The sequence below is a fragment of the Photorhabdus sp. S10-54 genome, assembly GCF_963878145.1.
Lineage (GTDB): Bacteria > Pseudomonadota > Gammaproteobacteria > Enterobacterales > Enterobacteriaceae > Photorhabdus > Photorhabdus kayaii.
On sequence record NZ_CAWNXG010000005.1, the window covers coordinates 122,647 to 149,039 of the forward strand.

The following is a 26,393-nucleotide window of genomic DNA, read 5'->3' on the forward strand; positions in this document are numbered from 1 at the left end:
GGTTAAATCTGAAAATTTTAAAATGTCAGTATTTAAATATTTTTACTAGAATAGGGTACATATAATAATTGATTGCTGATAATGACTTCTGTATTCCATTCAGTTCCAGATTCACCAATTACCTCAATACGCTGCTGTGCGGTAGCGATTCGCATACTACCAATACCTGTTACCGCGGAAGGTACTCTTCCCAAGGTTAAGGTTTCTAAAATGTTATATGCCTCGTCTCCTAAAGGAGCGCCATTATTTTGCCAACGTTTATAGGTACTGGCAAAGTTATTAAAATGTTCCAGTGACAGCCAGTGAATAATCATGGAAAGATGGGCGGGAAACTCAGCTAAAATTTCGGTTTTCACCCAAGATTCCAATTTATAAGGATCAACACCTTCATTCTCAATGAGTTGGCGATTAATCACTACACTGACCACGAATGAAAAGCGATCGGCTAAAGCATATTTTTCGCTGGAGAAATACCAACGATAGCGCCATGCTTCTGCCTCTGGTGGAAAATTACCTGATGAGTCTTTATTGCGTTTAATGAGTATCTTTCCTTGAATGCGATCAAATTTAACGACTGTTGCCTTGAGTTCATAATTAGCTTCTTGGGTTGGTTTGGATGGGGTAATGACATATTTCAGTGTAATTTCATCTTCTTCTTCGATCATCGCTGGAAAGGGGCTTTGAGTGCTGGAAGTGATCCAGCGTTCATCTTCAACATCACTTTGATAGGTTTGATCGGTATAAACCAGTTGATAATCCATATCTTCCAGCCATACCGGGCTATTTAGCCAGCGCAGTTTATCTTGCTCAAATGCCTGTTGTACTCTGCTCAGATTGCGCTCCAGTTCGCTGCTGTTACTGATACTAAGAGAGAAGGTATCTTCTGTGACATCTGTAATCATTTGACCACGCAATACGAGTTTGTTATCACCTTCATAGACAATGAGATTTATTACCTGTCCTTGCAGTAACCGGCCTGCTGTACCTTGCTGGGTAATTTTTAACTGATCGCCTTCAATCGTTAGCGAATCAGGTTTTTGCTCGGTATCAAATGCTTTATCAGGTTTTACCGGTAAGAGTTGGCGATGTTCAATCAGATAGAAAGGCAAGTTAGCCAGATTAGGTGTTTCACTAAAACACTCTCCGCCCAGACCTAGCCGGGCAGCGATACGTTTCTGGAGTGCTGACACCTTATCGATACGAATATTGTTACGTTGATAGGCCAGTTCAGGTTGTTGAGCCAGGTATCCCCGTTGAGTAGATAAGAAATCCAGTAAATCTAGGGTAAGTGGCCGGGCTGCGCGCTGAGTACCAAAATAACCCAACAGATAATCTACAATTGTCAGCTCTTTTGCATAGTTTTTGGTTTGAATAACACTTTCATGAGAGATTTGTGAATCATTGTTGAGTTTTGCTATCAAATCAGGTTCTATGTTTTGATGGACTTGCTGATTGACCGTATTGGCTTTAAAAGGCCACTGAATACCGTAGACGTTATTTCCCCGTTGTTTAAATGCTAATAGTTTTGGCAACAAATCGAGTTCGGCGCAGCCATTAGCCAACATCTGTTCAAACGGCAGCATAAATTGGTGTAATTGTACTTGTTGTTGGCTATTGGCATAGGTCTGTAATCCATAGCAAGCAGGTAATTTATTGCTTACCGGATAGTAATCCAGGACTTTTCGATGTTTTCCCCAATTTAATAATTCCGGCTGTGTATTAATTAGCGGATCGGCAACGATTTTTTCCTCTATTTGTTGTTTGGAAACGATAATATTAATTCCACCTTTGGCGGTAATGGTGAGTGGGCTGTCTGATGAGGTAATTAATGCCAGTGGATCGCTGCCCCATAATCTGGGGTAATATCCCTGGGCGATTTCCCAGGACCAATTATCGTTCGGTAACGGAGAAATTATTTCATCGTGCTGAGTGAGGGCTAATTGGGTGACGTTTTGTACTCCTTTAATCGCCAGTAATTGGTTAACCAAATGGCTTAAATTTAATACGGTAGCGCTGGTGTAATCTTTGGCTTGCGGTAATGTCGGTATCCAGCCGTGATGTAAATAGGGGCCGGCAAATATCTCTTCGTTACTGTAACCCTGATCTTTTATGGTCTGCGTGGTATAACGTTCGGGCTTTGCCTGCACCATATTTTCCGCTGTCATATAAACTTGAGCAAATATGCCAGCGATATCGTTGACATCATCATCAAGTTCAATGTCAATTTGTAGAGGAAAATCGGTGGGTTGTAGCCAGATAATATGGCTGACGGATTCCCCCAAGTTACGATTATTTTTCAGGAAAGTCTGCAAACTTTTCTGAGCGGCAGCTTTGTTATTTTCAGTTTCCCGACTGGGGAGTAAATAGAGCCAATAATTTCCTCTTAACGTTAACCGTTCGCTATTCGGGGTTGAAGTAAAACTGTATTCACGTTTTTCTTTGTTATACCAGTATTCATAACGTTGATTTTCAGGTTCGCGAATAAGCTGTACATCGTTAAAGAAAAAATAACTTGTGCTTTTTTCACTAACGGCGTCGCTACTATGCAGGTCCAGCAAAGCCCGGCGATAATCCTCCGCGGTAATCGGTCCACAGGTCAGCATTTGCTGTGGTCCAAACTCTTGCGGGAAAATACCGTCACTGGGAGGCTGTTCCTCTTTTTTCGGGGTAAGCAGATCCCTGAGTGGCAGTGAATGACGATAGGCCAGATCGGAAGCACCATAGCAGCACGCTTCTAGTAAGGTGATTCCGGGATCACTTTCGCTGGTATTGCTCCAACATTGGCCCGATTGCTGCTCAATAACCGCTTTGGCCTGCGAGAGTAAGGTGTCAAAGGTAATGTCGTCTTTCACAATGGGGAATAGCGCATCCTGATTATTCATGATCAACTCCTTGGTTTGGGGAAGTGTCATCAGGCCAGACTAGAATCAGCACCTCGTTATCGGCAGCCTCGATACTTTTACCCACGGCATTTTCACCCACGGTACTGGCACCCACGGCATTGGTGAAGCGGTTGGCTACTGTCATGCTTAAGTCAGTGACGCGTTCTACCAGAGGGGATTGTTGGATGGTGGCTAACAAGGGGTAGTAGTCAATGCGATTGCCGGTTGTGACGCCAATAGCGGTATTTTCTCCCCACGGCATGTATTTTCGGCTTAGTTCTTGTTGTAGCTGATGATGACCGTAGTCAGGGTTAACGCCCGGGGCAAACACCAGTTGATAGTGGATCTGGACATCAATGTAGGTGGGATTGCTAATTTCAATGGTTGTCCAAGGGCTGCTGAGTCGAGCTAACCAATCGACCATCTCTGTCAATCGAGCCGGGTTTAGCGTTGGCCGTAATGCATCACCGTTATCTTTATAACGGCTGTCAGGGATCACAATCAGTCGTTGTATTTCCGGTGCCGGAATTTGGGTTAATTCATTGACGGAGGGGTATTGGACATCAAATAAGCTGACAAAATGATCTTTCAGTAAGGTGGCAATATTTCCCCAGCTAAGTACCCGGTTACGGTGGGACAAGCGGGCAGGGATGCGTGTCAGGAAGGATTGTTCGGTTTCTTGTGGACGACCGTTCCAGGAGGCCCAGGGTTGTGTGACGCTACTGATTGCAACAGATGCGTTGACCGGTTGTTTAATGCTGTTGGCGGTTAATCCGTTGATAAAGTGATCTTGTTCAATGGTTTCTGTCTTGATTAAGGTGGCAGTGGTGGTGTTATATAGCAGGCCCTTAATACGTGGGTAATCCTGAGAATCAGTCTGATCAGTTATCACTGCTTTTAGCCAGTATCGTCCCGTCGGCATCAGGGCGGCCTGATTTGAAGCATCTTGTGGCAATAAGGTGCGCCAGATACCCCGGTCAAATAGGTGATGAGTTTTATCATCAACTAATTTATCCAATTTGCTCCAGTTATTGCTAGTGTTGAGGTAAAACCAGGATAAATTGAGCGCCTTAAAACCGACTAATTGCCAATAGAGAGATAAAGTTTGCCCCGGCAATACACCCGTAAAGCCTAAGTAGAATGCTTCGTGAATGAGTGTTGGCGTTTCTGTGTTTGCATTCCCCCAACCAAAAGGAGTCAGAGGATAGATGGTGAATTGCTCGGGTTTAATTTTGGCACAGAATTGAATCTGCAAGGCACTGATTTGTGGAGTATAGGGGACGTTTTTGCCGGTAGGATTTTGCCAATATTGGGCATGCATAAAATCTTGTCCCGCCAATTCTATGCGTACTGACGCAGGCCAGTCATTGGGGGATGGGCTGTCTGCGAGAGGGTACTCCATTTTCGGTAAGGTAAATTTCAGGCTTTGCCCTTGCGGTTCTTTATCTCCACTAAATAATGGTTGAGCCTCATTAAGTTTTTCTCTCGTTTGAGGTGTAACTAAATAGCCTTGGACTTTAAACGCGCTATTATCAGGTTCAGGAGTGTACCCTTTATACCATGCTTTAAAACTCATTGTGGGCAAGCCAATCCATTGAGGAGTCAGGGAAAGCGTTGCATTTTCGGAACCATACCATTCTGGAGCGATCAGATTAAAACCGGAGCCTAGCAATGGCGATTGACCAAAGGGGAAGCTGGTGGTATCCGTTTGTTCAATACCACTGTCAGAGTCATAGTGCACATTACGGTTGCCGTTAATATTGATCTCAATGCCGGTAATTTTGGGCAACATGGGCTTCTGAGTAGTGCCTAATGTTAATACCGGTGAGTCGAATGTCATGCCATCAAGGTTATCTGGCGGGCTGATAGGATCGTCAGTGGATGATAATTTAAGCTCAATATTCTTTTTGTCGATAAGTTTTACCGACAACGATAACCAGTGATCTTCTGCACTGATTTTAGCGGTGAGGTATTCAGCTTGACCTTCCCAATCGTTTTCCAGCGTCAATGTGATATGACGTTCTCCAGCGGACATAGCAAGTAAAGATGAGGTGATCAGATAACCGGATAGCACCGGCACATCATTGGCTGTTGGGCTAAAAAGTTGAATGCCATTTTCAGGTAATGCAATGTTATCCGAAAGGTTAAAAGGTATTGCCGATTGCCAGCCGTTGTCACCGTTTTTTCGATACCAACGTAAGTCGGTTAGCTCCCCTTGATTCGCCAATAAATCTATGTCTGACGCATATTGTAACGGGTTTCCGGCGCTATCCTGTCCGGCATCAAACAGGGTGCCTTGTGGTACCAGAAATTCCGCGTTATTCGTGTTCAGGGTAATGCCGATGGCAACACTATCCGCTTGCGCACTTCTGGGTTTTAGGCCCAATAATTGCCGATAGTAAAGATCACGATGACGGGCCGGGAAGGTATTCAATAATCGGTTGGTTGTTTCTAATAGTTTTAAAAAAGCCAGTACAAAAACTTGGTGTGCGGGTAAAAGTCCATCCGCTTTGTTAGCGTGTTGGTAAATATCAGCTAGTTGCTGAGGACTATTTTCTTGAATAAAGTAAAAACTATCCCAGAACTGTTTTTTCTCTTGATCGAAAGGGATGATTGCGGTGTATTCTTTAAGCCAGTTTAAAATATCCAGCGTACTTCTTTCATCAAGTTTAAATTCAGTATCTGGCACAATAGCAGAGAGTTTATTGTCTAACTCGGCCTGTCCCATATTTATTACCACCTGTTATTTGAATATATTCCTGATAGTTTTTCAGGAGATCGTTGTTATTTAAAAATAAAGTTGAAGCGGTTATTTATCCGGCACTGACAGTATATTGACTGGCAATAAAACGGCCTTTTCCCATACTCGGCGTTGTCACATCGGGGCCACTCGATGGATTATTTGCCGGTTGCGTCGGGGTGAAACGGGCAGTAAATTGTTGCCCGACAATAATCACTGTGGCGGGAGTGCGGCAAAAGTTTACCTGCTGGTTGGTATCTAATTGAGCAATGGTGACTATGCCCATGCCGGGTACCGGATGGCTAGGGGTAATATATTGCGCTTGAAGCTGTACTGTTTTTTCGTCACCCACAATAACGATTTTTTTGCCTTGGATTTTGGCGTGTCCGCTGCCTCGAATGGTTGCAGGCCCCAGAATTGTGACTTGCCGGTTGCCAAACAACGGTTCGAATAGCAGGTTGTCGCCATCAACTACCAGTTGTTTACTCATAAGCTCACCCGTACCAGACCCTCATTAACCTCAAGGACGCCTTCAATCTGTTGGCTGATGTCGCTGCCTCTCAACGCATAGGTAACCTGAACATGTAGAGTGTTGGGCAAGTTTGTTCTCTGGTTCACTTGAATCTCGGTAATTTCCGCGCGCGGTTCATAGCGTAATACCCGTTCTTCAATACGGGTTTGAATTTCTGCCATCAATTCATCACTGATATTGGCAAACAGATAATCATTCAGACCACAGCCATAGTCTTCACGCATAATCCGTTCGCCGGGTTCAGTGAGAAAAAGAATATTCACACTTTGGCGGACATTTTCTGCTCCCTCAGCCATGATGACGCCAGATTGTATTTCAGGCGGGTTATCATTGATAAAAAACTGTGGTGGAAATGCCCAGCCGCGACCATAAATATCGGTCAATATTTTATTTGTCATCTTATTGCCTTGTTATTGTGTTAGGTTAATTTTAGCCCCTTTAATATCAACTCCGGATTTTCCAGCGGCAGAGAGGGATTTTTCAGCCTCTATTTTAATTTCTTGCGCATGAGTAATGAGATTCTTAGTTGAATTAAGCGTGATATCTTTATCCTGTTGCAGAGATACGGTATTTTTTCCGCTATTCAATGCGAGGGTTTTATTTTGATTATCGAAGGCTAATGCTTGCTGATTATTTCCTTGTTTAATCACTAAGGTTTTTATCGGATTTTTTTCACTCGGCTCTAGCGGGGATTTATTTTTAGGGTTGTGCATCGCGCCTAATATCACCGGGAAGCGCGGATCGCATTCAAAGAAACCGATAATCACCTCATCCCCCGGTTCCGGGTAGAAGCAAAATCCGCTTTCATGACTGGCGTAAGGTTTACCTAAACGGGCGAAAAGTACCCCATTAGTTAAGTTTAGGGCCGGTATCCTGACGGGAATACGGTCCGATGATTGGCGGTCTTGTTGGTATTTTTCCACAATGCCGATGTGTAGCTCTTTTACTGGCGGTACAGCCTGTTCCGTTTCCGGCAATAAGCCGAGTATTAACCGGGTACGCCAGCCTTGTCGCTGAGAAATCGTTTGGCTCACGCCAGTGATAATGGCTTGACCATCCATCCCTTGCCCAAAGCCGCTTAATGCCAGAATATCCCCCGGCTGATAACGATCATTGCCTTCGACTTCAACATTGCCGGATATGTTATGACTTCGCCGGTTATCCATGATGCCTTGAGCAAGATGTCTGGCTTGTTCATTATCCAGCGGGTAGCTGAAAGTCCATTGCCAGTCTTGATTGGTCAGATCTGACAGGCCATCTATGGCAAGTTGACCACCGCCAAGGCCGCTGTTTTTTGCTTGAATTGCCTGAGATAGTTTTTGTTGGGTAATGTCCCAAGAGTGTACGCTCACCGTTTTAGGGCTATATTGGTTGTCCCATTGTAGATTCGCTTCAAACAGCACAATGTCCTGATCGTTGGCCCGCTGACGAACAGTATGCACGGTTGATTGATTAAGCGCTTTCGGCGTAATCAGTGTGATCGTCTCATTACCAGGCAGCAGCCAGGTATTCGTGGCCAGCAGCCGATTTTTTAAAAAGGCCCAGTCATTGCAACGGAACTGCACCATTTGTTCATGCACTGTTTTAAGTTGAGGTGCTTGTTTTATCGTTGCGGTTATACCTATTTGGCTGAATAACTTTCTGATAATCGCCTCATCACTTTGTTGGCTGAATAGTTGCGAATGGAGGCCATGAGTGAGTTTTTGTAGCGCATGCTTGGCCGTCAGGGTAATTAGGCTGTCTTGACCTTTTAGCCTCAGCGTTTGCCGAACAATGATCCCTTTAAACAATACCGTTTTTTCGAACTGCACGATAAGTTCATGATTTGGACGGCAGTTTGCCAGCTCAGCCTGTGCCTTGGCATCAAAAATTTGGCTGGCATCACCAGCTATGTTTAGAGTGATGTTGGCCGAAGGGATACCATTGATGTGATGGTTGACAGTAAGCGTGATGACAGAGAATTGGTTGAGTGTTTTTCCATCTATTTTAATGGTTATTGCGGGTATCTTCATTCATCCCCCTGCGCTTGCAGTGTTTGACCGGGAGTGAAGTCATCAAGATTATCCAGGTCGTTTTGCCAGGCGAGGGAGAGATAATCAATGCCGCCAGCCAGAGAGGCGCCAGCACCTAAGGCAATCAAGGGCAGGGAGATCATATCGGTTACGCTGACTGCGGTAACGGGCGGCGATTTTAATTGGTGCTCGGTGGCTTGAATAACCAAGCTTTCGTCTGCGACTAAGGATAAGGTGGCGCTAGCCCGCAATGGAGTCGCATCACGATCGAATAGGGTGTAATTAATCGCAAGGCCGCTGGCTCGGCAGGCAAAATAGCCTTTGTTTTCCCAGCGCATTTTGCCCCATTTGATTTTAAGGAAGTGGGGGACGTGAGTGCTGGCATCGACTGCGCACAAAGATTTCAGGGTCGCTAGTTGGGTTTCTACCGGCGTGTTATTGCCGGGCATTGTGGCGTCAAATAACAGGGCCAATGACAGGCCGGCAGGTTGCGATAATACATAGCGGCTGCTTTGACTGGCACTGTTAACGCTTTCATCTTGTTGATAGCGAGTCTGATAATCGAGTTGGATGGCGTCGGGGTTATACATGGCTTGTAAACTGCCTACCGAGACTTTACCTTCCCGGTCTTTGAAGGCGGTGAGTGTGAGTCTGGATAGGCTACGTTCAATTAAGCTCATAGTGACCTCCGGCTTCACGCAATGCGTCTAATACTTCCTGTTTCACTATTTCAATCAGGCGGGCATTATCCAGCGTTTCTTGAGCTAACGTCCGTGGAGGGACGAGATCGTTCACTGAATCGGTGACTTTGACTTGAATAATCAGTTCCTTAATTTCTACGGTCATATTTTCACTCCTAACCAGCGCATATCCTGATAACGTAATTCCAGTGAGTTCACCAAAACGGCATTGCTATTGGCATCAAAGTCACTCGTAGACCAGCTAACCGGCAATGCATTACTTAGTGTCCAGCTTGCCACCGGTAACGCATTTTCATTCAGTAACATGATGACAACATCGGCATAGACCGCTTTTTCACCACGCAGGACGCGATCAAATACCAAAGTCAGCGGTGTGATTGTCATAACACCGCGTTCCAGAAGCAGACTGCCATGCTGGATTTTCTCGGCCAGCCAGATGTTTCTGGCGTTTTCTCCACCTTGACTGTATTGGGTGGTTTGCAGTTCACGGCTCAGGCCCGATATTCGCTGAAAGGCAATATCCAGTGGGCTAGGGATATTGTTAAAAAGAAAACTGGCGATAAAACGGTGTGATACTGACGGGGTATAGAGGTTATGCATGTTTTGCCCCTGCTTAACTAGGTATGGTACCGGTACGGGTATCAAATGTCAGATTCAGCTCAATGAATTCCGCCGGAATTAAAACGGCCAGTCTGATCTTGATGATCATTTTCCCGGCCCGCAGATCCGCTTCACTCATTGATTCGTCAACGCCCAGTAATATTTCAAATGCTTGATCTTCTTGGGTGCCTCGTAGCCCACCTTTTAGCCATAACTGACGTAGCCAGTTGTGGGCCTGACCTTTAAATTTCATCCAGGTAATGGCGTTATTCGGCTCAAAGACAAAGGCTCGGCCCAATTGGGTCATATGGGCTTCGATATAGGAAACCAAACGGCGGATCTGAATATAGCGCCAGGGAGAACCGGGGATGTTTTCCAGCGTGCGACAGCCCCAAATTTTAATGCCTTTGCCGGGGAAGCTGCGAACCAGATTTAACGAGGCGCCATCCCGATTAAAGAGCGCATCGGCTTCAATATAAGAGCGTACCGGGCTTACCACTTTAGCTAATGCGACGTTCGCGGGTGCATGCCAGACGGCCATTTGGTTATCGTTACGCTGAATGACGGCAGCCACTGCCGCAGTCGGTGAAAGCACAATAGGTTGGCCGTTTTCTTGATAGGCACTGTTAATCCCCGGCCAATATATGGCGCCCCATTGTCGATCATTGGAAGAAAACTGCGCTAAACATTTGGCGGCCAGTGCCGGGTTATCTGGCGCATCCAGTAATCCCATAATGCCGCGTCGGCTTTGACAAAGGTCAAGCGCTGATTGCCAGAACTGTAACCAAAGATCTATGTTGGCACTGGGATCGCCTCTCTGATTAAAGTGGGCAATGTCAGGAATAACAATTAGTGTGATTTCACTCTCTGTGGAGATCGCTTGTTTTACCCAATCCTGTTGTAGTGCTTTGATCAAGGAAGAAAAATTTTCTAAGGGTTCGTTAGAACCTACTGACAGCACATAAGCTTGCTGACCGCCATTTTCAAAAAAGTGGCGCACGGAATAGTACATTAACCCTGACTTATCCCAGATCAGGGGAAAATCGGCCAGGCTGTTTAGTTTGATTGTGATGTTATCGTTAGTATTTTCGTTTGTAACCGGTCGGGTATAACCAATAAAGACCGGTACGCCGATAAATGCATTCTCCGGTTTTTGGGATATTAGGTTTTCCGTTATCGTAACGCTTGGCTGTTTTATCTCCATTAGCATTATCGTCTCCTCAAATGGCTGAATAGACGCGGTGTTAAGCCGCGTCTCGGTACGGTTACTGGGCTACATTTTGGCTAAACTGGAGGATAATAAATTCAGCCGGGCGTACCGCCGCTATACCAATTTTGACGATCATTTTCCCTTGTTTAATATCCGCATCGGACATAGTGATATTTTCACCAATCTGGACAAAATAGGCTTCTTGTGGTTTGTTCCCCGCTAACGCTCCTTGCTGCCAAAGTTGATGGAGATAGTTGTCAATGGCTGACCGGACTCGTTCCCAAGTGGGTTGGCTATTGGGTTCAAAGATGGCAAATCGCATTGCTTGCTTGATGTCCCGTTCTGCCGCATTAAATAAACGCCGAACTGGAATGTAGCGCCAGTTGTCATCGTTTTGCAGAGTACGTGCGCCCCAGACGACAAAACCTTGGTGGCTGAAATAGCGAATAGCGTTGATGCCTTTCGAATTCATCTCCCCTTGTTGATCGTCAGTAAGCCGTTCGGCCACATCACTAATCCCGTTAAGTACAACATTCGCTGGTGCTTTCCAGACGCCACGGTTGGCATCAGTGGCGCAATATACGCCTGCTATAACTGCGCTGGCAGGAATGATGTTGTCATGAGATGTTATGGTGTTATTTATTGCATCAACGACTTGCTGGTGGACATTTTTGTTCTTCTCTTTGAGTTGTGTCAGATTTTTGACTGCATCTGGTTTTGTTGTTGCATCTTCATAACCTGAAACGGTTATTACACTCTCTTCTGCTTGAATAAGTTGTGAGACTTTTACTGCGGGATAATAGGTTGCGGTTTGTGAAGGCACGTTAGCGCTGATGGTGGATGTTTTATCCTGATTGTCAGCGATAAGGAAATAGCCCTCATTCAATAATGAAGGTGTCAGACTGTTATATATTTTGCTCTGGTAATCAGAATCTTGTTCAGGGCAGACGATTAAAGTGATTTCTAAAGCTTGCCTAATTAACTCAGAGATTAATGCCAAAGTCGTATCTTGGGTATCGGTAATTGGCAGGATATAACAAGGTCCGCCGCCATTCTGAAAATAAAGTTTTAAAGCATCACTGCTCGTTGTGTAAGTACCGACAGTCACCTCGTAAGTGTAATCTGTGCCGGTATCGTCTGCATCAGGAGCGATATCGGTTATGGCGGCAATTTCTGTATTGCTGTCCACTTTTTTAGGAGACGATGGCGTAGACGCAGTTGATTTGATTGTTATTGAGGTAATACAACCCACATTAAATAATTGAGTGAAATCCAACCAGTTACTAACGCGTGTCGCTTGTGGCGTTGTGCTGGTTTTTTTCGGTGAGAAACGGCCAATAAAAGCCGGGATTGCCGTATTTCCCTGGCTAACAGAAAGCGCCAGTGATGCATCTTCTTCAATATAGACGCCGGGATAGGTTGGTGTTGTTGGCATTCTGCCTCCAATTATTGTGCGATATCCTGCGTGAACTGCAAGATAATGAACTCGGCTGGACGAACCGCCGCCAGACCCACTTTGACAATCATTTTGCCTTGTTTGATATCGTCATCGGTCATGGTGATGCCTTTACCGATTTGGACAAAATAAGCCTGCTCGGCTTTGTTGCCCATCAGTCCGCCTTGTTGCCAGAGGGCATAGAGATAATTATCGATAGCCCGATAAACGGCTTTCCAAGTGGGTTGGCTGTTAGGTTCAAACACCGCGAAACTCATGGCATTTTTAATGTCTCGTTCTGCGCTGTTAAACAGGCGACGAACGGGGATATAGCGCCAGTGATCACTGTCATCAAGTGTGCGGGCGCCCCAGACTGTGGCGCCAGTATTCGGAAATTCGCGGATGATATTAATCGCTTTGCCGGTGTTATAGATGCCTTGCAAATCATCGGTAACTTTAAATATCGGTTTCATCCCACCTTGTAACACGACATTTGCAGGTGCTTTCCAAACGCCACGGGAGCGGTCAACCGAGCAATAGATGCCGGCAATGGCAGCGCTTGGGGGAATGAGAGTATCGGTTGCCCAATCTGCTGTTAGCCAGGGATAATAAACGGCAGCAAACGGGTTTTGATCATAGTTATCTCGGGATGTGCCATCTGATTTTAACGCGGCCGTTGGGCCATCAAAAATGGCAAATAGGGCTTTGCCCGGTTGGCAAAGTGTGCTGACGGCATTGTTGATGGTTTCTCCGGCGGCAACCAGTAATGTCACATCGTCAAGTATTGGGAGCTGTTTTTCTAAATCTTGAGTTCTGATGAGATAGCCATATCCCCCGCCGTTAATAAAATAGGCGCGTAGTGAAACGTCAACGATATTTTTAGGATCAAATTGCTCACCTTTTAGTGTCAAATAATCCAACCAGCTATTAATACGGGCAGGGGTATCTGTGGGTAAAAATGCATTGTCATTCGCAACGGCAAAGACAGGCACTGCTGTTGATCCTGAGCTAACCGAGAGTGCGAGTGAGGCGTCTTCTTCAATATAAACACCGGGATAGGTTGGTATCGTTGGCATATTGCCTCCAATTATTATGCGATATTCTGTATGAATTTCAGAATGATGAGTTCAGCGGAACTCATACATTGTAATGATCATTTGTCGGCGTATTGGCAGCCTGATTAGGCCGCTTGAATTGTCACTCGATCGGCTGTCAGAGTGATTTCCTGAATTGCAATTTCATTACTGGCGGCATCGAAAGCAGGGGAGGTTAATGAGGTTGGAAAGGCATTTGCCACGTTCCAGGACATTAAAATTTCAGTACCTGCGTCATTGGTTAAGCTAATAGCGATATCTTTCTTTTCAACCTGATTAAGCTGAATAGAATTAATCCAGTCAAAAAGTTTGGTATCGCCAGAGAATATACCTTTGCGTAAAGTAATATTAATCGACTGACGTTGGCCTGGCATTTTATAGTAATTACCGATGCCATCTTTATACTCTATTACATCATGGGAAATATCGAGTCCTGAAACGCTGGTAAAAGGGATTTGCTCATCACCAATCGACACAACAAATCGATAAACAGGAATGGGATAGTCAACAGCAATTTGTTCTGGAGTTATAGCCATGATTTTTTCCTTTGTTTATTATTTACATTTAAAATATTAATAAAGCGTTTTTACTTTGTTTTTATTAGTCATGAATTATGGGTATAGCTACCGCAACAACCTGAAATTAAAAGGTTATTATCCATGATAAATATTTGTTTAGTGATTTATTTAAATCACTTGTAGTTAAATAGTGAAATTATAGGTGATAAGGTATACATATAATTTTTATTTTATGAGTATCATTAATTAATAGGAAGCGCAAGATGAATTTATTAATGATGTTACATATCTACATATTTATATTGTTCTTGTAATTCATGAAGGGTAATTAATAGAGTTATTTTCTATTTATCTGGATTAACGACCTAATTATATATTTTTATCTGATCAACTTATGATCATTATGTGTATTTCGTTCTGTTATTTAAAAGATGAGGTTGGTATTATTTTGCTTTAATTGAGTATTTAATTCCCTATTTCTTTCTCAATAGATAGTTAGCAAAAATTCGCTGTCCATGTTTAAAAAGCCTGAGTCAATGAAAGGTATTTTTCCTTAGCAAAAGACAGTTTTGCATACCCCATTTTTACAAAAATGTGATCTGTGACAGGCTCGGTACAACAGTAAGTCTTAACAACAAATTAATTTAATATATAAAAAATATTTATTTATTGTTACTTGCAGCTAATTGACAGAATAAAATTCATTGATTTTTTAATAGGCTATATTATCAATTTTAATCGATATTCACGATTGAAATTAAAATATTTGATAGTTTTTGACGATCGTTTGTGTGATTTTTGAACGTTTTAAACAATTTTATTTTTCAAATTGTAACTCATAGAATTAATTTCAACACGAAACACTAAAATGTTTTAAATATTTTTATGTATGTTATTATTGCGTTAATATTTTATTTCATTTGGTGAGTATGTGAGTGGTAATGCGTCTCTTATTTTGATTTTGGAGTGATTAGCATGAACAAGAAAGTCAATGTACTGCGTAGCGCCAGGTGTCAATCGGGTTTTACGCTAATTGAAGCATTGGTTGTGATGATTGTTGGCATTGTGATATTGGCCGCAGCCGCAGCCGGGATTGGTAAGTTGTTTCGGGCTTCGGAAATTTCAACCGAATCGTCGAATATTACTCAGATGGCCGCAAATTTGAAGTCAATTAAAAATGGCGCCAAAGGCTATGACAGTTTGGATAACAAGATTGCCATTAATTACAAAGTCGTTCCCGCCAATATGACTCAGGATGGTAAGAGCGGGATTATTTTTAATAGTTGGAATGGCAAGGTAATCATTTCTCCGGGCGATGCCACCGCTCAGACCTTTAAGATTGAGTATCAAAATGTTCCTGATGAGGCTTGCCAGCAACTTTCGCTGAAATTGCGGGTTGCGGGTTGGTCGAAAATGACCGTGGGTGGTGGAAGTGGGAAAGGACAGCAATCTGGCATGGAAATTAAACCAGATTCGACTTTGGCGCAAATTGAATCAGCATGTAATGCCAATGATGCAAATACCGTGACGCTTGTTTCTGCCAGTTAGGGCATTGATTGTTTTGATGTGATATGTGGCTTGGCAGGCTTGGTGAAGGCTTCTCAAGCTGCATTTTTTGGCGAGGGAAGTAGCCGGTTTCGCTGGCTTTGGTTTTGTTGTTGTTTCCCTTATCCAATGCGGTTCGTTGTGTGCTGAATCTGCCGGGAGATCATCATGATGATAGGGTGGTTGCAATCTTCTACCGGATGTCTGGTCTTGGCGGCTGGGTTGCTAGGGTTGCTAGGGTTGCTAGGGTTGTGTGTCGGAAGTTTTCTTAATGTGGTGATCTGTCGCCTGCCGATGATGATTTTCTCTGAGATCAATAATGAGGCTGCCGACTTTAATCTCTATTTTCCCCGTTCCCATTGTCCACGTTGCCGTCATGTGTTGGCGGCCCGCGATAACATTCCCCTGTTGAGCTATTTGTACCAGAAAGGGCTCTGTCGGTACTGTAACGGTACGATTTCTATACGCTATCCACTGGTTGAAGGCGCGGTAGCGGTACTCTTTTCTTTACTGGCTTTGGATCTGGGGTGGAGTTACTGGTTGTTGGGGTTATTGGTGCTGAGTTCGATGTTGATCGCACTGGCGATCATTGATTTCGAACATATGCTGCTGCCCGATCAACTGACGCTTTCGTTGCTGTGGCTAGGGTTGCTGTTCAATCTGCATTCTGCTGGATTTGTGGCATTACCTTTGGCCGTCAGTGGCGCGGTTTGTGGATATCTGTTTTTCAGGCTGGTGGCGTGGATTGCCCGGAGATGGGTCCAGCGTGATGCGTTGGGAATGGGAGATGCTAAATTTCTGGCGGCGCTTGGCGCCTGGTTGGGGGTGGAAGCGCTCCCATTCATGATTTTGCTTGCAGCAAGTTTCACACTAATAAGTTATCTGACGATTTGGCGACTATGCAGAATGAGAGCGGCGCCACAGATACCTTTCGGCCCAGGTCTGGCCGTGGCTGGATTGATTATGGCGCTTTTCAATAGGTAGTCAGGCATGAGTGAGCCGCAGTGTAGTTCCCTTGGGCGGGATCGCTTTTGGGGTAAATAGTTTATCGGATGGAGTAAATTTTCTTACTTATTATTAAGAAGGACTATTTATGCATGATGATGAGTCTGTATCTGGATTGATGATAAGCCGCCATGATGCAGGTTTCACTTTGCTGGAAGTGACTGTTGCACTGATAGTACTGGCATCAATGATGGTGGTTGGTGTGGTTTATCTAAACAGACAGAGTGACATGCTGGTGAACCAGGTAGTCGCCGGGCAGATCCAACATCTTGGTGATGCGGTGGTGGATTATGTTAATGACAATTACGTCGCTCTAAGTCGTGGACCCACTCCAGCGCCAATTAATTGGGCAGAGTTGACTCCCTATTTACCTCCGGGGCTTGACCAGAATACGGTCAATCCGCTGGGTCAGAAATATGATGGCGTATTACGTGTTGTCATGCTGCCTAATGGCAAAAAACGTATTGATCCGTTGATTTATACCGTTCCGGTAGTGGCTAATGGAAAACAGCCAAATGTTGCTAAACATTCGATGAGGATTGCGCAATTGATTGGGGTTGGTGGCCTGTATCTGGATTACAGAAATCGGGATCATCGTAATCCGGCCACTTATTGGAATAGTTATGGTCAGGTCAATGCGCCTGAATCTTTTGCTGGTTTTTTCAATGAACAACCCAAGGAAATTGGCCGTATTTTTTATGCTCCGTTCATGCGGGATGCGTCAATCTATGGCCCAGGGACATTGGCGGGCGACTTGCTTCATCGACAAAAAATAGGCGGGCATCCAGAGTGGAATAGGATGGAGACCAGCATCAATATGGGCGGTAATGGTCTTGAGCAGGTGGGTATGCTGTCGATGCAAGGCCCCGGCATGGTTAATGGTGTGAATAAGATCGCCTTTTCTTCCCGCTCTCAGGGAAAACCCTCCTATATTGAACAAAATAGCGACGGTGAAGTGGTTGTCAATCCAGAGCATGGCACGTTGTTTATTCTTGATGGTAATGCCAATCCCGGTAGTAAAGGTACTTTGGCTGCCGGTGATATTCATGCAGATAAGAACGTCGTTGTTGGCAATAATTTAGTGATAAACACTCAAACTGGAAATCTTGTCGGCGGCAAGTGCCCTGCGTTAGGTAACCTGTCCATGAGCAAGCAGGGGGAACTGCTGGTGTGTCAGGGAATTAATGTTGATAAGTCAGATTTGGAATGGAGAGATGCGAGTGGAAGCAGGCGGTTATTGGCAAATCAAACGGTAATCAGCAGTGGCTATTGGCTTGCATCGGGAATGTCGTCAGGGATAACAAGTAAGACAGGCACCTATTATGTTAGCGGTGGCGGTAAAGCAAACAGTCGGAGTCGGCCTTTTTTTAACAATTCAAATGCCCCTGTGTTAGTCACCGTCTCTACACCTCCGATTTCTAATAACTATCGTATGCGTTGCGTGTTGGCGGTGTATGAAGCGGATAAAAATGGCAACAGCCAGGAATCTGATTTGCCGCTTGTTTTTCAACGATCTGGGCTGGTGGATGATCCAGAAGCAAGTTCCAATGTAAATCTACAGAATACGAGAACTTGCATAGTGACATTCATTGCTGGGCCACATCGCAAATATAATATTGCCAGCGTGTTCCATTCTTCTAAAAACAGGTCCCATATTTTGAGAAGTCATAACTGATGAGCAACAACATCTTGTGTATCTGATGATTTGGCATTAACCAATCTAGAGTAATAGGAGAACATAAATGTGGCCATTAGCGATTGTTGGGATTGCCATCGTATTTATCATGCAACTGATTTTTGGTGAGTTGTTGTATGAAGTGCGTGTGCAGTCAGTGCGCGCCAAGACTGATGTAGCCGCGCTGTTTCGTAGCTATGCTTCAGCCGGTGTGCAATTGCTTAATAATCATTCCGTTGGCGTGATCAAGAGTCGCAAGATGCAGCAGGCATTGACCACTCTACATATGACGTGGGTGAATACCGATGCCTGGTGTGACAACGCTGCCAGTCAGTGTCTCTGGGGGGGATTTATTTCAGGGGCTCATGTCTATATTTTCCGCAAAAATAGCCTCTCCGGCGACAATGGGTTATTGCATGGCACTTTCGGTGAATTGCTTAAATGGAGTGCTGAACCCGATCAGATTGGTTTTAAGTATGGTTCCAGACTTATCGACGGTAGAGGAAAACGGGTAGAGAGTCTGCTTGCCAGACAATTACCGGATGATGTTCGGAAGTTTGTATCTGACGGAGCGCTGGTGGAAATATTGTAGTTGTTGTTTCGCAAGCGGGATTTCTTCGGGTCACTGGGCTTTGTTAATAGGTTGTTTGGCTTACTTTTTTTCTTTTTGGAAAGATCGATGAACAAAATAATCACATATGTTTTTACGGTACTTGTCTGTATGTCAAGTGTCGCCGTTTATGCAACACCGATGCGTACACCCGTTCCTGTGGCAGCGGTATGGACAGCAACTCCGGGACAAACTCTGCGTGATGTTACACAAGAGTGGGCTAGTAGGTCTGGCTACCAGGTGGTATGGGATGCTTCCTATGATTTCCCTATCCGAGCTAGTCTGCGTTTTAATGGCACCTTTATCCATGCGGTAAGCGAGCTGTTCGAAGCCTACGCGATGGCGAATCGGCCTTTCGTTGTCGATATTTATCAGGAACAGCGGCTTGTTCATGTACAGGCTCAGGGGTAATAACATGCATATCCAGTTTTTGACGTTTTCCAGATTGATATTGCTGCCCTATATAGTGACTGGCTTGGCAGGTTGTGCAGCAATCTCTAATGTTGATCGGCAGGCAGATGTTGAGATGGCAAATGCTACCAGTATTATTAAGGAGTTACGCAATACTGCCGCCATGACGGCGGTGCATGTTCACGAGCATGGTTATTGGGTATCAACCAAGGAGATTCCATCAAAGAAGGAGGGTGAAACTGTTTCTTGCATGTTGACTCTGGAGGAAGCTGAGCCGATGACGCTGAGTCAGTTTGCGGAAAAGATCAAGCGTATCTGTGGCGTGCCGGTGTTGATCAGTGCTGATGCACGGTTTGCAGTGTCTTCCAGTTCGGTATCGGATTTGGCATCGGAGGTGAAAGAAAATGGTCAGGAGGTTGTTGTTGCCAATTCGAACGCGCAGTCAGTATCTGAAGGCGGTGAGCCAGAAGAGATGAAAATAAACGTGAATTGGCATGGCTCCTTGGCAGGTTTGCTTGATTCGGCCATTTTGTCGTCAGGATTGCATTGGAAAGTACACAATGGAGCAGTGCATATTTTCAAAACAGAGACGCGAGTGTTTCAAATATATGCATTGCCGGGTACGGATGCATTATCTTCCAGCGTGACAGCGACGACCAATGCAACGTTCGGCGGTGGCTTAAATGGAAGCGATAGCGGTAACGGTAACAGCGGTAGTTCCCAAACTCTCGCGACTTCTTTGACCCGTTCGGTTATGGATGAGATCCAAAAAGCGGTGTCAAATATGCTAACGCCTGGTGAAGGTAAGTTAACTTTGTCTATGGCGACGGCATCATTGGTGGTAACTGACTCACCTGAGGTACTCGATAGAATTAAGGATTATATTGATCAGCAGAACAAATTATTGACAACGCAGGTGGTGCTTAATGTCAAGATCCTTAACCTGACGTTCGATAGGGCTGATCAGTATGGCGTTGATTGGTCACTGGCCTATAAAGACGCTCATATAGGCGTGGGTGGTGCGGGCAGCGGTGTCACTGAGGGGCGTGATATCAGTACTAATATTCATATTCTTAAGGGGCCATTTAGTGACAGTAATTTACTGATCAAGGCGTTATCGACCCAAGGCAAAGTCTCTATAGTGACTCAACCTTCTGTGACTACACTGAATTTGCAGGCGGTACCGATGCAGGTTGCAACGCAGACCGGTTATGTTTCATCAACTTCTAGTACCTCGACGCCACAAGTTGGCATTTCAGTAGGGATCGAGCCTGCGACAGTGACGACGGGTTTTAATATGTTGATGCTGCCTTATGCAATGGCCGACAAGCAAATATTGTTGCAGTACAACATTAGTTTGAGCGATTTAAAGAGGCTGGAGAAATTCGGCGAGAAAGAGACCGGTCAGGTGCAGTTGCCGACAATAGATTTACGCGCATTCAGTCAGAAGGTGAGACTGCATTCAGGTGAAACTCTGGTGCTATCAGGGTTCGAGCAGCAGTCAGATGACAGTGATCGTAGTGGTTTGGGTAGCCCGGATAATCAATTCTTGGGTGGGAGCCGTCAGGGCAAAAGAAACCATAATGTGATCGTAGTCATGATTACTCCTATAGTGGTAGATTAAAAAATGACCCAGACTGAAACAGGCGCGGAGCGCACTATGCAAATCAAGCTATATGGTAAGACTTTGGTCGCAGGCATTATCTGGCGACCGCCTGTCACTGTGTTAACACGTTCTCACATACGTAAAAATGGGATTGCCGCAGGGTTTACCTTGGCTGTCCGACATCGTGTTGGACGAAGTATACAGGTCGGGTATGTACCAAAGGAAGCAGGAGTACCGGGGTGTTATTCATTGGCGGCCGTTCTGGCTAAAGCGGTGGATAAACCTAACTGGATAGGTGCGTTTCATTTGCCTGATGGACATTATGCATTGGTAGCGGTACATCGGGGCGCGATAATGGCTGGACGTGATTTGATCGGCACTCGTGAAGAAATCGAAGCGAAATTGCGTGATACGGTGCAGTTGGTCGAGGGCGCCAATGGGATGTGGAATGCGATTTATGCGCCGAAGGAGTTTGAATCGCCGTGGTTGGAGGTACCATTGGCGCAACTGTTACCGCAGTCCGCATTGAAAAAATCGGTTGGTCAGCTTGAGAGTTTAACTGGCGAAATGTCGAAGTACCAGATTAAGGTCTTTGCCATGACCGCAGGTACTGCGTTCTTATTAGCTGGTGGTTGGTGGATGTGGCACATCTATAAGCAGAATACAGAAATAAGGGTACCGGATTTATCCAATGAGGTGGTGGAAATTCCACCGCCGCATCCGTGGCTGGCACAGCCAACAATGGAATGGCAGTTTTCTGCATGGAATAAAGCTTTAGCCAAGGTTCCCTTATCGCTCGCGGGTTGGCAGATTGAAGTCATTATGCTGGATGCTAATGCGGTTTCTGTGAGTTATCAGCGTCATGATGGGATGCCAATCAATGTCTTCCAGGTTGCTGCTATTAATATTTTCCGGGCTGGCCCGGTGATTTCCAATGGTGGGGAGCAGGCACAGGTATTGATACCGTTTGAGCCGTCGCAGGATCATGATCAGGAAAACAATGACGATGTGTTGCAGTCGTCGGATCAGGCGCTGGTTGAGCTGATGTCTTATTTTCAGGCGCTAGGTTTGCCCCCTCCAACTTTGACTGAGGAAGCTTCCGTTTTACCGCCGCCTCCGCCCCCTTTGCCGGAAGGCGAAACACACGTGTGGGCCAATCCTGACTGGCAGACTTATAACTGGACACTGACTTCTCAATTAGCGCCAGATGCACTGTTTTCAGGTAAGCCGCTCCCCGGATTGAGAGTGACCAGTGCCAGAATTGTGTTATCTGATGGTTTTCCTGAGTGGAAGCTGAGTGGAGTTTTCTATGCAAAAAATTAGCCAGCTTATAATCAGTCTATTTGTGGTGTCGGTATTTTCCCCGACATATGCGCAAACATCACCTACTGAGTTACCGGCAGCTCAGGCGAAGCGCCATGTTGTACAGAAGCCTGCATTGCCAGCGGCAACGACTGACAGCGTTGCTGCGCAACTGGAAAAGTTACAGACGGATTTGATGTTACTTAAAGCTGAAACCGCAAGGGCAAATGCTCAGGCTGAATTCGATAAAATTTCCAGAATGGTGAATAAAAGAGATGCCGTTAATAATGGCCTGCCTTTGGTTAAGTCAATCTTCGGGCGCAATGGGGCTCTGACTGCTACGCTCCGGCTTCGTTCAGGCGGTATCATGGATGTGAAAGCAGGTGAACAGTTGCCGAATGGTTATAAAGTGGTCCGCATTGATACCGGGGTCGTGACTTTCTCCAAACAGGGACGATTTTATGAGGTAGGTCTTACTGCTACCAATGATGCATCGTTGCTGGATGGCCTTGACTTGATGGTTGCACCGCCGCTGCCGTTAAGCCGTTAATGACTGATGGGTGAAGATATTTATGGAAATAACATGCTCCGATCTGTTGTGTATGGTCAGGCAGGGGGCAAAAGTTTTATCTGCCTTGAGCGGCGCACTTGAAATAGAGTTAGCTAACCGCAGTTTGATATGTCTTGTTGAGTTACCTCAGCAGAAGGGGCAATGCGTACTTGCCGTGTCTGCCTCCCATCGGCTTGATCCCCATGTGCTGGCCTATGAAGAGACGGTTAAAAGGCATGGTCTTATCTATCAGATTGTCACTTGTGGCATGGGGAGCATATTGGAGTTGTACCGTCTCAGTAAGAGCGAGAGCCATGGACTGGGAGGGACTGAATCGGATGTTCAGCGTTATATCATTCACTTAATCGGCGAAGCGACTGAGGAACGTGCGTCAGATTTGCATATCGTTGCTCGCCGTAATTATTGTGAAATCCGTTGCCGTATTAATGGTTATTTGCGGTCTATAGGACAACTGCGGCCAGAAGAAGGGTTACGATTATGCGCGACTATCTATCAAAGTATGTGTGACGTGGCAGAGCCAACTTTTAAACCGATGCAGGCGCAGCGCGCGCGAATGAAAGATGAGTTTCTGGCCGAATGCGGACTTTCCGGGGCGCGTATTAATACTCGTCCACTTGATCGTGGCATGTTGATGGTACTGCGATTGTTGTATGCGGACAGCCCCGGTACGGTGTGCACCTTAAGCGATCTCGGCTATTTGCCGGAACAGTGTCAGATACTGGAAGAGCTTATGGAGCATCGGGCCGGTGTGGTTCTTTTGTCTGGTGCGACCGGTAGCGGAAAGAGCACTACTTTGAAAGTGGTGATGCAGAAGATGATAGCTGAGCAAGCTGGCATCCATCTGCTCACGCTTGAAGATCCACCCGAATATGAAATTGAAGGCGCTAATCAATCACCCATCACCGGAGATCGAGGTGATAGCATCATTGTCGAACAGGAATGGGCGATGGCAATTGCTGATGCAATGCGACTCGATCCTGATGTGATTATGGTCGGTGAGATACGCGACGCAGTGACTGCAAAGATGGCATTTCGTGCAGCAATGACCGGCCATCTTATTTGGACCACGATACATGCAAACGATGCTTTAGCGATCTTGCCCCGCTTGCAGGATGAGGCTGTGATGGAGTCGCTATTAATGGATTCGCGGCTGGTGATTGGTTTGGTTAGCCAGGCGCTGATTCAGGTGTTATGTCCTCATTGTAAAGTTCCCCTGCGAGGGCATGAGCAAGAAGTCTCCGGGCGTCTGTTGAAACGACTAAATCTTTATTGTCAGCCGGAGTCGGTTTATCTACAGGGGGAAGGTTGTGACCATTGCAAACAGTGCGGCACCTTGGGCCGAACAGTAGTCGCTGAAGTGATACGCACTTCCCCTGGCTTAATGCAAGCTTATCGAATGGGCCACCATCACGAAGCGACTCGATATTGGATCTCGGAGATGGCGGGATTAAGCAAGATCGACGCACTTATTCGCAAAATAAATGACGGAATAATCGATCCCCGTGCCGCAGAACGTGTGATGGGGCCGATTATTCCTGCGATCCATCAAATAGAGTGAAACGCTATGTCCATGACCGATTTTGTTGAAAGACTGAACTATCGATTAGCGAAGATCCAGTTTGGTAAGAAAGCACGGATTCGTTTTTACGGGCATCTGATCATGATGCTGGAAAATCGTATCATGCTGATTGATGCATTACGTGAAATGTATAATATTGCCAGCAACGAAGGCCATAAACCCAACAATGGTTGTGCATTGGTATTGAGTAGTTGCTATGAATCTGTCAGTCAGGGCAGTACTTTGGCGGAGAGTTTACAGCGATGGATTGGTCCCAATGAAGTCGCGGTGATTGCTGCGGGTGAGCGCTCCGGTGACATACGTAGCGCTTTTATGGATGCGATCGCCATGATCGAGGCGGGCAGCAAGATCCGCAATGCTGTGATTGGTACATCTATTTATCCACTTATACTTATTGGGATGATATGTGTATTGCTGCATATTGTGGCAGGTAGTTTGGTGCCCAAACTGGCCGCTGTTTCTAAGCCGGAAACATGGGATGGGGCGGCTTATACCCTTTATTTGATGGGAACATTTGTCAACGATTATGGATTTTATTCGCTGATATTTTTGATGATATTGATCATTCTATTGTTGTTATCGCTGTCTTTTTTGGGGGGGCGACTGCGAACGGTGCTTGACCGGTTTCCGCCGTGGTCACTGTACAGAACCATTCATGGCAGTATGTTCATACTGAATGTGTCGTTACTAATCCGTTCAGGGATGATGTTGCAATCGGCGCTGGAGTTGCTGTTGGAACAGGCGGGGTCCCGTTGGTTGTATGTGCGAATCGCGGCTACGCTCGAACATATTTCAATGGGGGCTGGTTTTGGTGAGGCATTGCGCGATACCGGTTACCGTTTCCCGGATGACGAGGCGATCAGTTATTTGAGGTTATTGTCACGATTGCAGGGTTTTGATCAATCAATGGCGAAGTTTGCACGGCACTGGTTGGATGAAACGATAGTTAAGGTTCAGATAGTGACGCGTGGATTTCTGTTGGCTTCAATTCTTATGATTGGTGGCATGTTGATGCTGGTGGTTACGGCGGTATCGGGCATTGAAAACGCTATTGAACAGTCGTTATCTATGCCATCTGTTTAGCGGTTCCAATAGGCAATACTTAATGTTGGGATTAACGATGAAAATCAGGCAGAACATTGAAGCTGGAATCAGTGAAATTCAAGGAACAGGCAGCGTATGTCGTGATAAAGTGTTGAATGAGCTGAGAAAAGCTTGCGGACCGATTATCCTCCGAGCGCTTGATGACAAAGACGTGGTGGAGATCATGATTAATCCTGATGGAAAACTGTGGATTGAATCGTATAACCAAGGCATGAGTGAAGCACAATCTGATTTTCCGGCAGAGGCGACAGAGCGGATTTTACTGATTTCGGTAGCACTGCAAAAATCGGATATTGGGACTGATATGGGCCTCATTGAAGGGGAATTTCCGTTGGGGAGTGCTCGTATTGCCGGTGTTTTGCCTCCGTTGGCAAATGCTCCGACTATTGCCATTCGTAAACACTCTCCGGTGGTATTATCGCTGTCTGATTACCGCAAAAGCGGCATTATTAAACCGATAGGCTTTACCGCCATGCGGTTGGTATCCGGGATAGCGAGCTATAAACGCAGTTTTGAACATCCCATTGAAGCAATTCGCGAAGCCGTGGTTATGCGTAAGAATATTCTAATCGTTGGGGGGACCGGCAGTGGGAAAACGACGCTGGCTAATACTATTTTGCACGAGATTAGCCTGCAATGCCCGCATGATCGTATCGTGGCGATTGAGGATACGATGGAATTACAGCTTAACAATGCTAACCGAGCGCTGTTACGCACCAGTAAGGATGTGGATATGCGTCGTTTGTTGCGGACTACGATGCGTTTGCGTCCAGATCGTATTGTAGTGGGGGAGATTCGCGGCGGTGAAGCTTATACTTTGCTCAAGAGCTGGAATTCCGGCCACCCTGGAGGGGTAACAACCATGCATGCTAATTCATCTGAAGAGGGGCTACAAAAACTGGCGCATTACATTTATGAAGATGAGACTGCACAGGGTTTTACTCCTGATACTATCGGTTGGATGATCGCCAAAAGTGTGAATTTGGTGGTGGTAATAGAAAAGATCGCAATGGAACCGGGAAGAATGGTGACAGAAATTTGCGAAGTTTCCGGGTTTATGAATGGTCGTTACAATATGAATGTTTTATGTTTACAGAGTAATGGGTATTGTGAATTCAAACCACGTATTTAAAGGTGTGATGTTATAAATAATTCTGGAAATGATGATGAGAATATAATAATGATAACAAATCTATTTATAATTAATTATTTTCTTCTATTAATTGAATATTCGTTATTTTTAAGATGATGATATTCCAGG

General features: G+C 45.4%; 23 protein-coding genes. 11 read left to right on the forward strand and 12 right to left on the reverse strand.

Translation table 11 applies throughout. From position 1 onward, the window contains the following. Nucleotides 1-32: 32 nt before the first annotated feature. From AACQ83_RS04585 to AACQ83_RS04640, 12 genes are all read right to left on the reverse strand, one after another. Complete coding sequence (locus tag AACQ83_RS04585) at nt 33-2,882, reverse strand: hypothetical protein (protein ID WP_112876565.1); 2,850 nt, start codon at nt 2,880-2,882, stop codon at nt 33-35. Then, nucleotides 2,875-5,610, reverse strand: a complete 2,736-nt coding sequence (locus tag AACQ83_RS04590; protein WP_112876564.1) for a hypothetical protein — start codon at nt 5,608-5,610, stop codon at nt 2,875-2,877. The genes AACQ83_RS04585 and AACQ83_RS04590 overlap by 8 nt, the downstream gene beginning before the upstream one ends. Nucleotides 5,611-5,695: 85 nt before the next feature. After that, the gene (locus AACQ83_RS04595) at nt 5,696-6,112 is read right to left on the reverse strand and encodes a hypothetical protein (RefSeq protein WP_112876563.1); all 417 of its coding nucleotides are present in this window, start codon (nt 6,110-6,112) and stop codon (nt 5,696-5,698) included. Then, nucleotides 6,109-6,552: a GPW/gp25 family protein gene (locus AACQ83_RS04600; protein ID WP_112876562.1), complete on the reverse strand. Its 444-nt coding sequence runs from the start codon at nt 6,550-6,552 to the stop codon at nt 6,109-6,111. The genes AACQ83_RS04595 and AACQ83_RS04600 overlap by 4 nt, the downstream gene beginning before the upstream one ends. Before the next feature lie 12 nt (nt 6,553-6,564). Further along, entirely contained in the window at nt 6,565-8,166 is a 1,602-nt protein-coding gene (locus AACQ83_RS04605; protein ID WP_112876561.1) for a phage baseplate assembly protein V, read from the reverse strand. After that, complete coding sequence (locus AACQ83_RS04610; RefSeq protein ID WP_112876560.1) at nt 8,163-8,846, reverse strand: CIS tube protein; 684 nt, start codon at nt 8,844-8,846, stop codon at nt 8,163-8,165. The genes AACQ83_RS04605 and AACQ83_RS04610 overlap by 4 nt, the downstream gene beginning before the upstream one ends. Further along, nucleotides 8,833-9,012 carry a DUF5908 family protein gene (locus AACQ83_RS04615; RefSeq protein WP_112876559.1) on the reverse strand — a complete coding sequence of 60 codons (180 nt, stop codon included), beginning with the start codon at nt 9,010-9,012 and terminating at the stop codon, nt 8,833-8,835. The genes AACQ83_RS04610 and AACQ83_RS04615 overlap by 14 nt, the downstream gene beginning before the upstream one ends. Continuing rightward, on the reverse strand, nt 9,009-9,467 hold the full coding sequence (locus AACQ83_RS04620) for a phage tail protein (RefSeq protein WP_112876558.1): 459 nt from the start codon (nt 9,465-9,467) through the stop codon (nt 9,009-9,011). Before AACQ83_RS04620 ends, AACQ83_RS04615 begins: the two co-directional genes overlap by 4 nt. 13 nt (nt 9,468-9,480) lie before the next feature. After that, on the reverse strand, nt 9,481-10,671 hold the full coding sequence (locus tag AACQ83_RS04625) for a phage tail sheath family protein (RefSeq protein ID WP_112876664.1): 1,191 nt from the start codon (nt 10,669-10,671) through the stop codon (nt 9,481-9,483). Nucleotides 10,672-10,732: 61 nt separating this feature from the next. Continuing rightward, nucleotides 10,733-12,112 carry a phage tail sheath family protein gene (locus AACQ83_RS04630; RefSeq protein ID WP_112876557.1) on the reverse strand — a complete coding sequence of 460 codons (1,380 nt, stop codon included), beginning with the start codon at nt 12,110-12,112 and terminating at the stop codon, nt 10,733-10,735. An 11-nt stretch (nt 12,113-12,123) separates the two neighbouring features. After that, the gene (locus tag AACQ83_RS04635) at nt 12,124-13,188 is read right to left on the reverse strand and encodes a phage tail sheath family protein (RefSeq protein WP_112876556.1); all 1,065 of its coding nucleotides are present in this window, start codon (nt 13,186-13,188) and stop codon (nt 12,124-12,126) included. Between the two features lie 104 nt (nt 13,189-13,292). Then, nucleotides 13,293-13,742 carry a phage tail protein gene (locus AACQ83_RS04640; protein WP_112876555.1) on the reverse strand — a complete coding sequence of 150 codons (450 nt, stop codon included), beginning with the start codon at nt 13,740-13,742 and terminating at the stop codon, nt 13,293-13,295. Nucleotides 13,743-14,699: 957 nt separating this feature from the next. Here AACQ83_RS04640 and AACQ83_RS04645 point away from each other — a divergent pair. The 11 genes from AACQ83_RS04645 (at nt 14,700) to trbB (ending at nt 26,264) form a co-directional block, all read left to right on the forward strand. Further along, complete coding sequence (locus tag AACQ83_RS04645; protein WP_112876554.1) at nt 14,700-15,272, forward strand: type 4 pilus major pilin; 573 nt, start codon at nt 14,700-14,702, stop codon at nt 15,270-15,272. Nucleotides 15,273-15,437: 165 nt separating this feature from the next. Further along, nucleotides 15,438-16,253, forward strand: coding sequence for a prepilin peptidase (locus AACQ83_RS04650; RefSeq protein ID WP_112876553.1), 816 nt, complete (start codon nt 15,438-15,440; stop codon nt 16,251-16,253). A 109-nt stretch (nt 16,254-16,362) separates the two neighbouring features. Then, complete coding sequence (gene pilV, locus AACQ83_RS04655; protein WP_112876552.1) at nt 16,363-17,949, forward strand: shufflon system plasmid conjugative transfer pilus tip adhesin PilV; 1,587 nt, start codon at nt 16,363-16,365, stop codon at nt 17,947-17,949. A gap of 67 nt (nt 17,950-18,016) precedes the next feature. Beyond that, nucleotides 18,017-18,541, forward strand: a complete 525-nt coding sequence (locus AACQ83_RS04660; protein WP_112876551.1) for a hypothetical protein — start codon at nt 18,017-18,019, stop codon at nt 18,539-18,541. Nucleotides 18,542-18,628: 87 nt separating this feature from the next. Beyond that, a complete protein-coding gene (locus AACQ83_RS04665) occupies nt 18,629-18,970 on the forward strand; it encodes a toxin co-regulated pilus biosynthesis Q family protein (protein ID WP_112876550.1) in 342 nt (113 codons plus the stop codon). A gap of 4 nt (nt 18,971-18,974) precedes the next feature. Then, entirely contained in the window at nt 18,975-20,594 is a 1,620-nt protein-coding gene (gene pilN / locus AACQ83_RS04670; RefSeq protein WP_112876549.1) for a PilN family type IVB pilus formation outer membrane protein, read from the forward strand. Between the two features lie 3 nt (nt 20,595-20,597). Beyond that, on the forward strand, nt 20,598-21,899 hold the full coding sequence (gene pilO2 / locus AACQ83_RS04675; RefSeq protein ID WP_112876548.1) for a type 4b pilus protein PilO2: 1,302 nt from the start codon (nt 20,598-20,600) through the stop codon (nt 21,897-21,899). Then, nucleotides 21,886-22,428: a type IV pilus biogenesis protein PilP gene (pilP, locus tag AACQ83_RS04680; protein WP_112876547.1), complete on the forward strand. Its 543-nt coding sequence runs from the start codon at nt 21,886-21,888 to the stop codon at nt 22,426-22,428. The genes pilO2 and pilP overlap by 14 nt, the downstream gene beginning before the upstream one ends. Before the next feature lie 22 nt (nt 22,429-22,450). After that, nucleotides 22,451-24,007 (forward strand): GspE/PulE family protein, encoded by a 1,557-nt coding sequence (locus AACQ83_RS04685; RefSeq protein WP_112876546.1) that lies wholly within the window; start codon nt 22,451-22,453, stop codon nt 24,005-24,007. A gap of 6 nt (nt 24,008-24,013) precedes the next feature. Continuing rightward, nucleotides 24,014-25,111: a type II secretion system F family protein gene (locus AACQ83_RS04690; protein WP_112876545.1), complete on the forward strand. Its 1,098-nt coding sequence runs from the start codon at nt 24,014-24,016 to the stop codon at nt 25,109-25,111. Nucleotides 25,112-25,133: 22 nt separating this feature from the next. Next, nucleotides 25,134-26,264, forward strand: a complete 1,131-nt coding sequence (trbB, locus tag AACQ83_RS04695) for a P-type conjugative transfer ATPase TrbB (RefSeq protein WP_112876544.1) — start codon at nt 25,134-25,136, stop codon at nt 26,262-26,264. The last annotated feature ends 129 nt before the right edge of the window (nt 26,265-26,393 follow it).

Excerpts from the sequence above, each read along its gene's own strand:
- AACQ83_RS04585 (WP_112876565.1), bottom strand. The coding sequence starts at position 2,882 with ATGAATAATCAGGATGCGCTATTCCCCATTGTGAAAGACGACATTACC.
- AACQ83_RS04590 (WP_112876564.1), bottom strand. The coding sequence starts at position 5,610 with ATGGGACAGGCCGAGTTAGACAATAAACTCTCTGCTATTGTGCCAGAT.
- AACQ83_RS04595 (WP_112876563.1), bottom strand. The coding sequence starts at position 6,112 with ATGAGTAAACAACTGGTAGTTGATGGCGACAACCTGCTATTCGAACCG.
- AACQ83_RS04600 (WP_112876562.1), bottom strand. The coding sequence starts at position 6,552 with ATGACAAATAAAATATTGACCGATATTTATGGTCGCGGCTGGGCATTT.
- AACQ83_RS04605 (WP_112876561.1), bottom strand. The coding sequence starts at position 8,166 with ATGAAGATACCCGCAATAACCATTAAAATAGATGGAAAAACACTCAAC.
- AACQ83_RS04610 (WP_112876560.1), bottom strand. The coding sequence starts at position 8,846 with ATGAGCTTAATTGAACGTAGCCTATCCAGACTCACACTCACCGCCTTC.
- AACQ83_RS04615 (WP_112876559.1), bottom strand. The coding sequence starts at position 9,012 with ATGACCGTAGAAATTAAGGAACTGATTATTCAAGTCAAAGTCACCGAT.
- AACQ83_RS04620 (WP_112876558.1), bottom strand. The coding sequence starts at position 9,467 with ATGCATAACCTCTATACCCCGTCAGTATCACACCGTTTTATCGCCAGT.
- AACQ83_RS04625 (WP_112876664.1), bottom strand. The coding sequence starts at position 10,671 with ATGGAGATAAAACAGCCAAGCGTTACGATAACGGAAAACCTAATATCC.
- AACQ83_RS04630 (WP_112876557.1), bottom strand. The coding sequence starts at position 12,112 with ATGCCAACAACACCAACCTATCCCGGCGTCTATATTGAAGAAGATGCA.
- AACQ83_RS04635 (WP_112876556.1), bottom strand. The coding sequence starts at position 13,188 with ATGCCAACGATACCAACCTATCCCGGTGTTTATATTGAAGAAGACGCC.
- AACQ83_RS04640 (WP_112876555.1), bottom strand. The coding sequence starts at position 13,742 with ATGGCTATAACTCCAGAACAAATTGCTGTTGACTATCCCATTCCTGTT.
- AACQ83_RS04645 (WP_112876554.1), top strand. The coding sequence starts at position 14,700 with ATGAACAAGAAAGTCAATGTACTGCGTAGCGCCAGGTGTCAATCGGGT.
- AACQ83_RS04650 (WP_112876553.1), top strand. The coding sequence starts at position 15,438 with ATGATGATAGGGTGGTTGCAATCTTCTACCGGATGTCTGGTCTTGGCG.
- pilV (WP_112876552.1), top strand. The coding sequence starts at position 16,363 with ATGCATGATGATGAGTCTGTATCTGGATTGATGATAAGCCGCCATGAT.
- AACQ83_RS04660 (WP_112876551.1), top strand. The coding sequence starts at position 18,017 with ATGTGGCCATTAGCGATTGTTGGGATTGCCATCGTATTTATCATGCAA.
- AACQ83_RS04665 (WP_112876550.1), top strand. The coding sequence starts at position 18,629 with ATGAACAAAATAATCACATATGTTTTTACGGTACTTGTCTGTATGTCA.
- pilN (WP_112876549.1), top strand. The coding sequence starts at position 18,975 with ATGCATATCCAGTTTTTGACGTTTTCCAGATTGATATTGCTGCCCTAT.
- pilO2 (WP_112876548.1), top strand. The coding sequence starts at position 20,598 with ATGACCCAGACTGAAACAGGCGCGGAGCGCACTATGCAAATCAAGCTA.
- pilP (WP_112876547.1), top strand. The coding sequence starts at position 21,886 with ATGCAAAAAATTAGCCAGCTTATAATCAGTCTATTTGTGGTGTCGGTA.
- AACQ83_RS04685 (WP_112876546.1), top strand. The coding sequence starts at position 22,451 with ATGGAAATAACATGCTCCGATCTGTTGTGTATGGTCAGGCAGGGGGCA.
- AACQ83_RS04690 (WP_112876545.1), top strand. The coding sequence starts at position 24,014 with ATGTCCATGACCGATTTTGTTGAAAGACTGAACTATCGATTAGCGAAG.
- trbB (WP_112876544.1), top strand. The coding sequence starts at position 25,134 with ATGTTGGGATTAACGATGAAAATCAGGCAGAACATTGAAGCTGGAATC.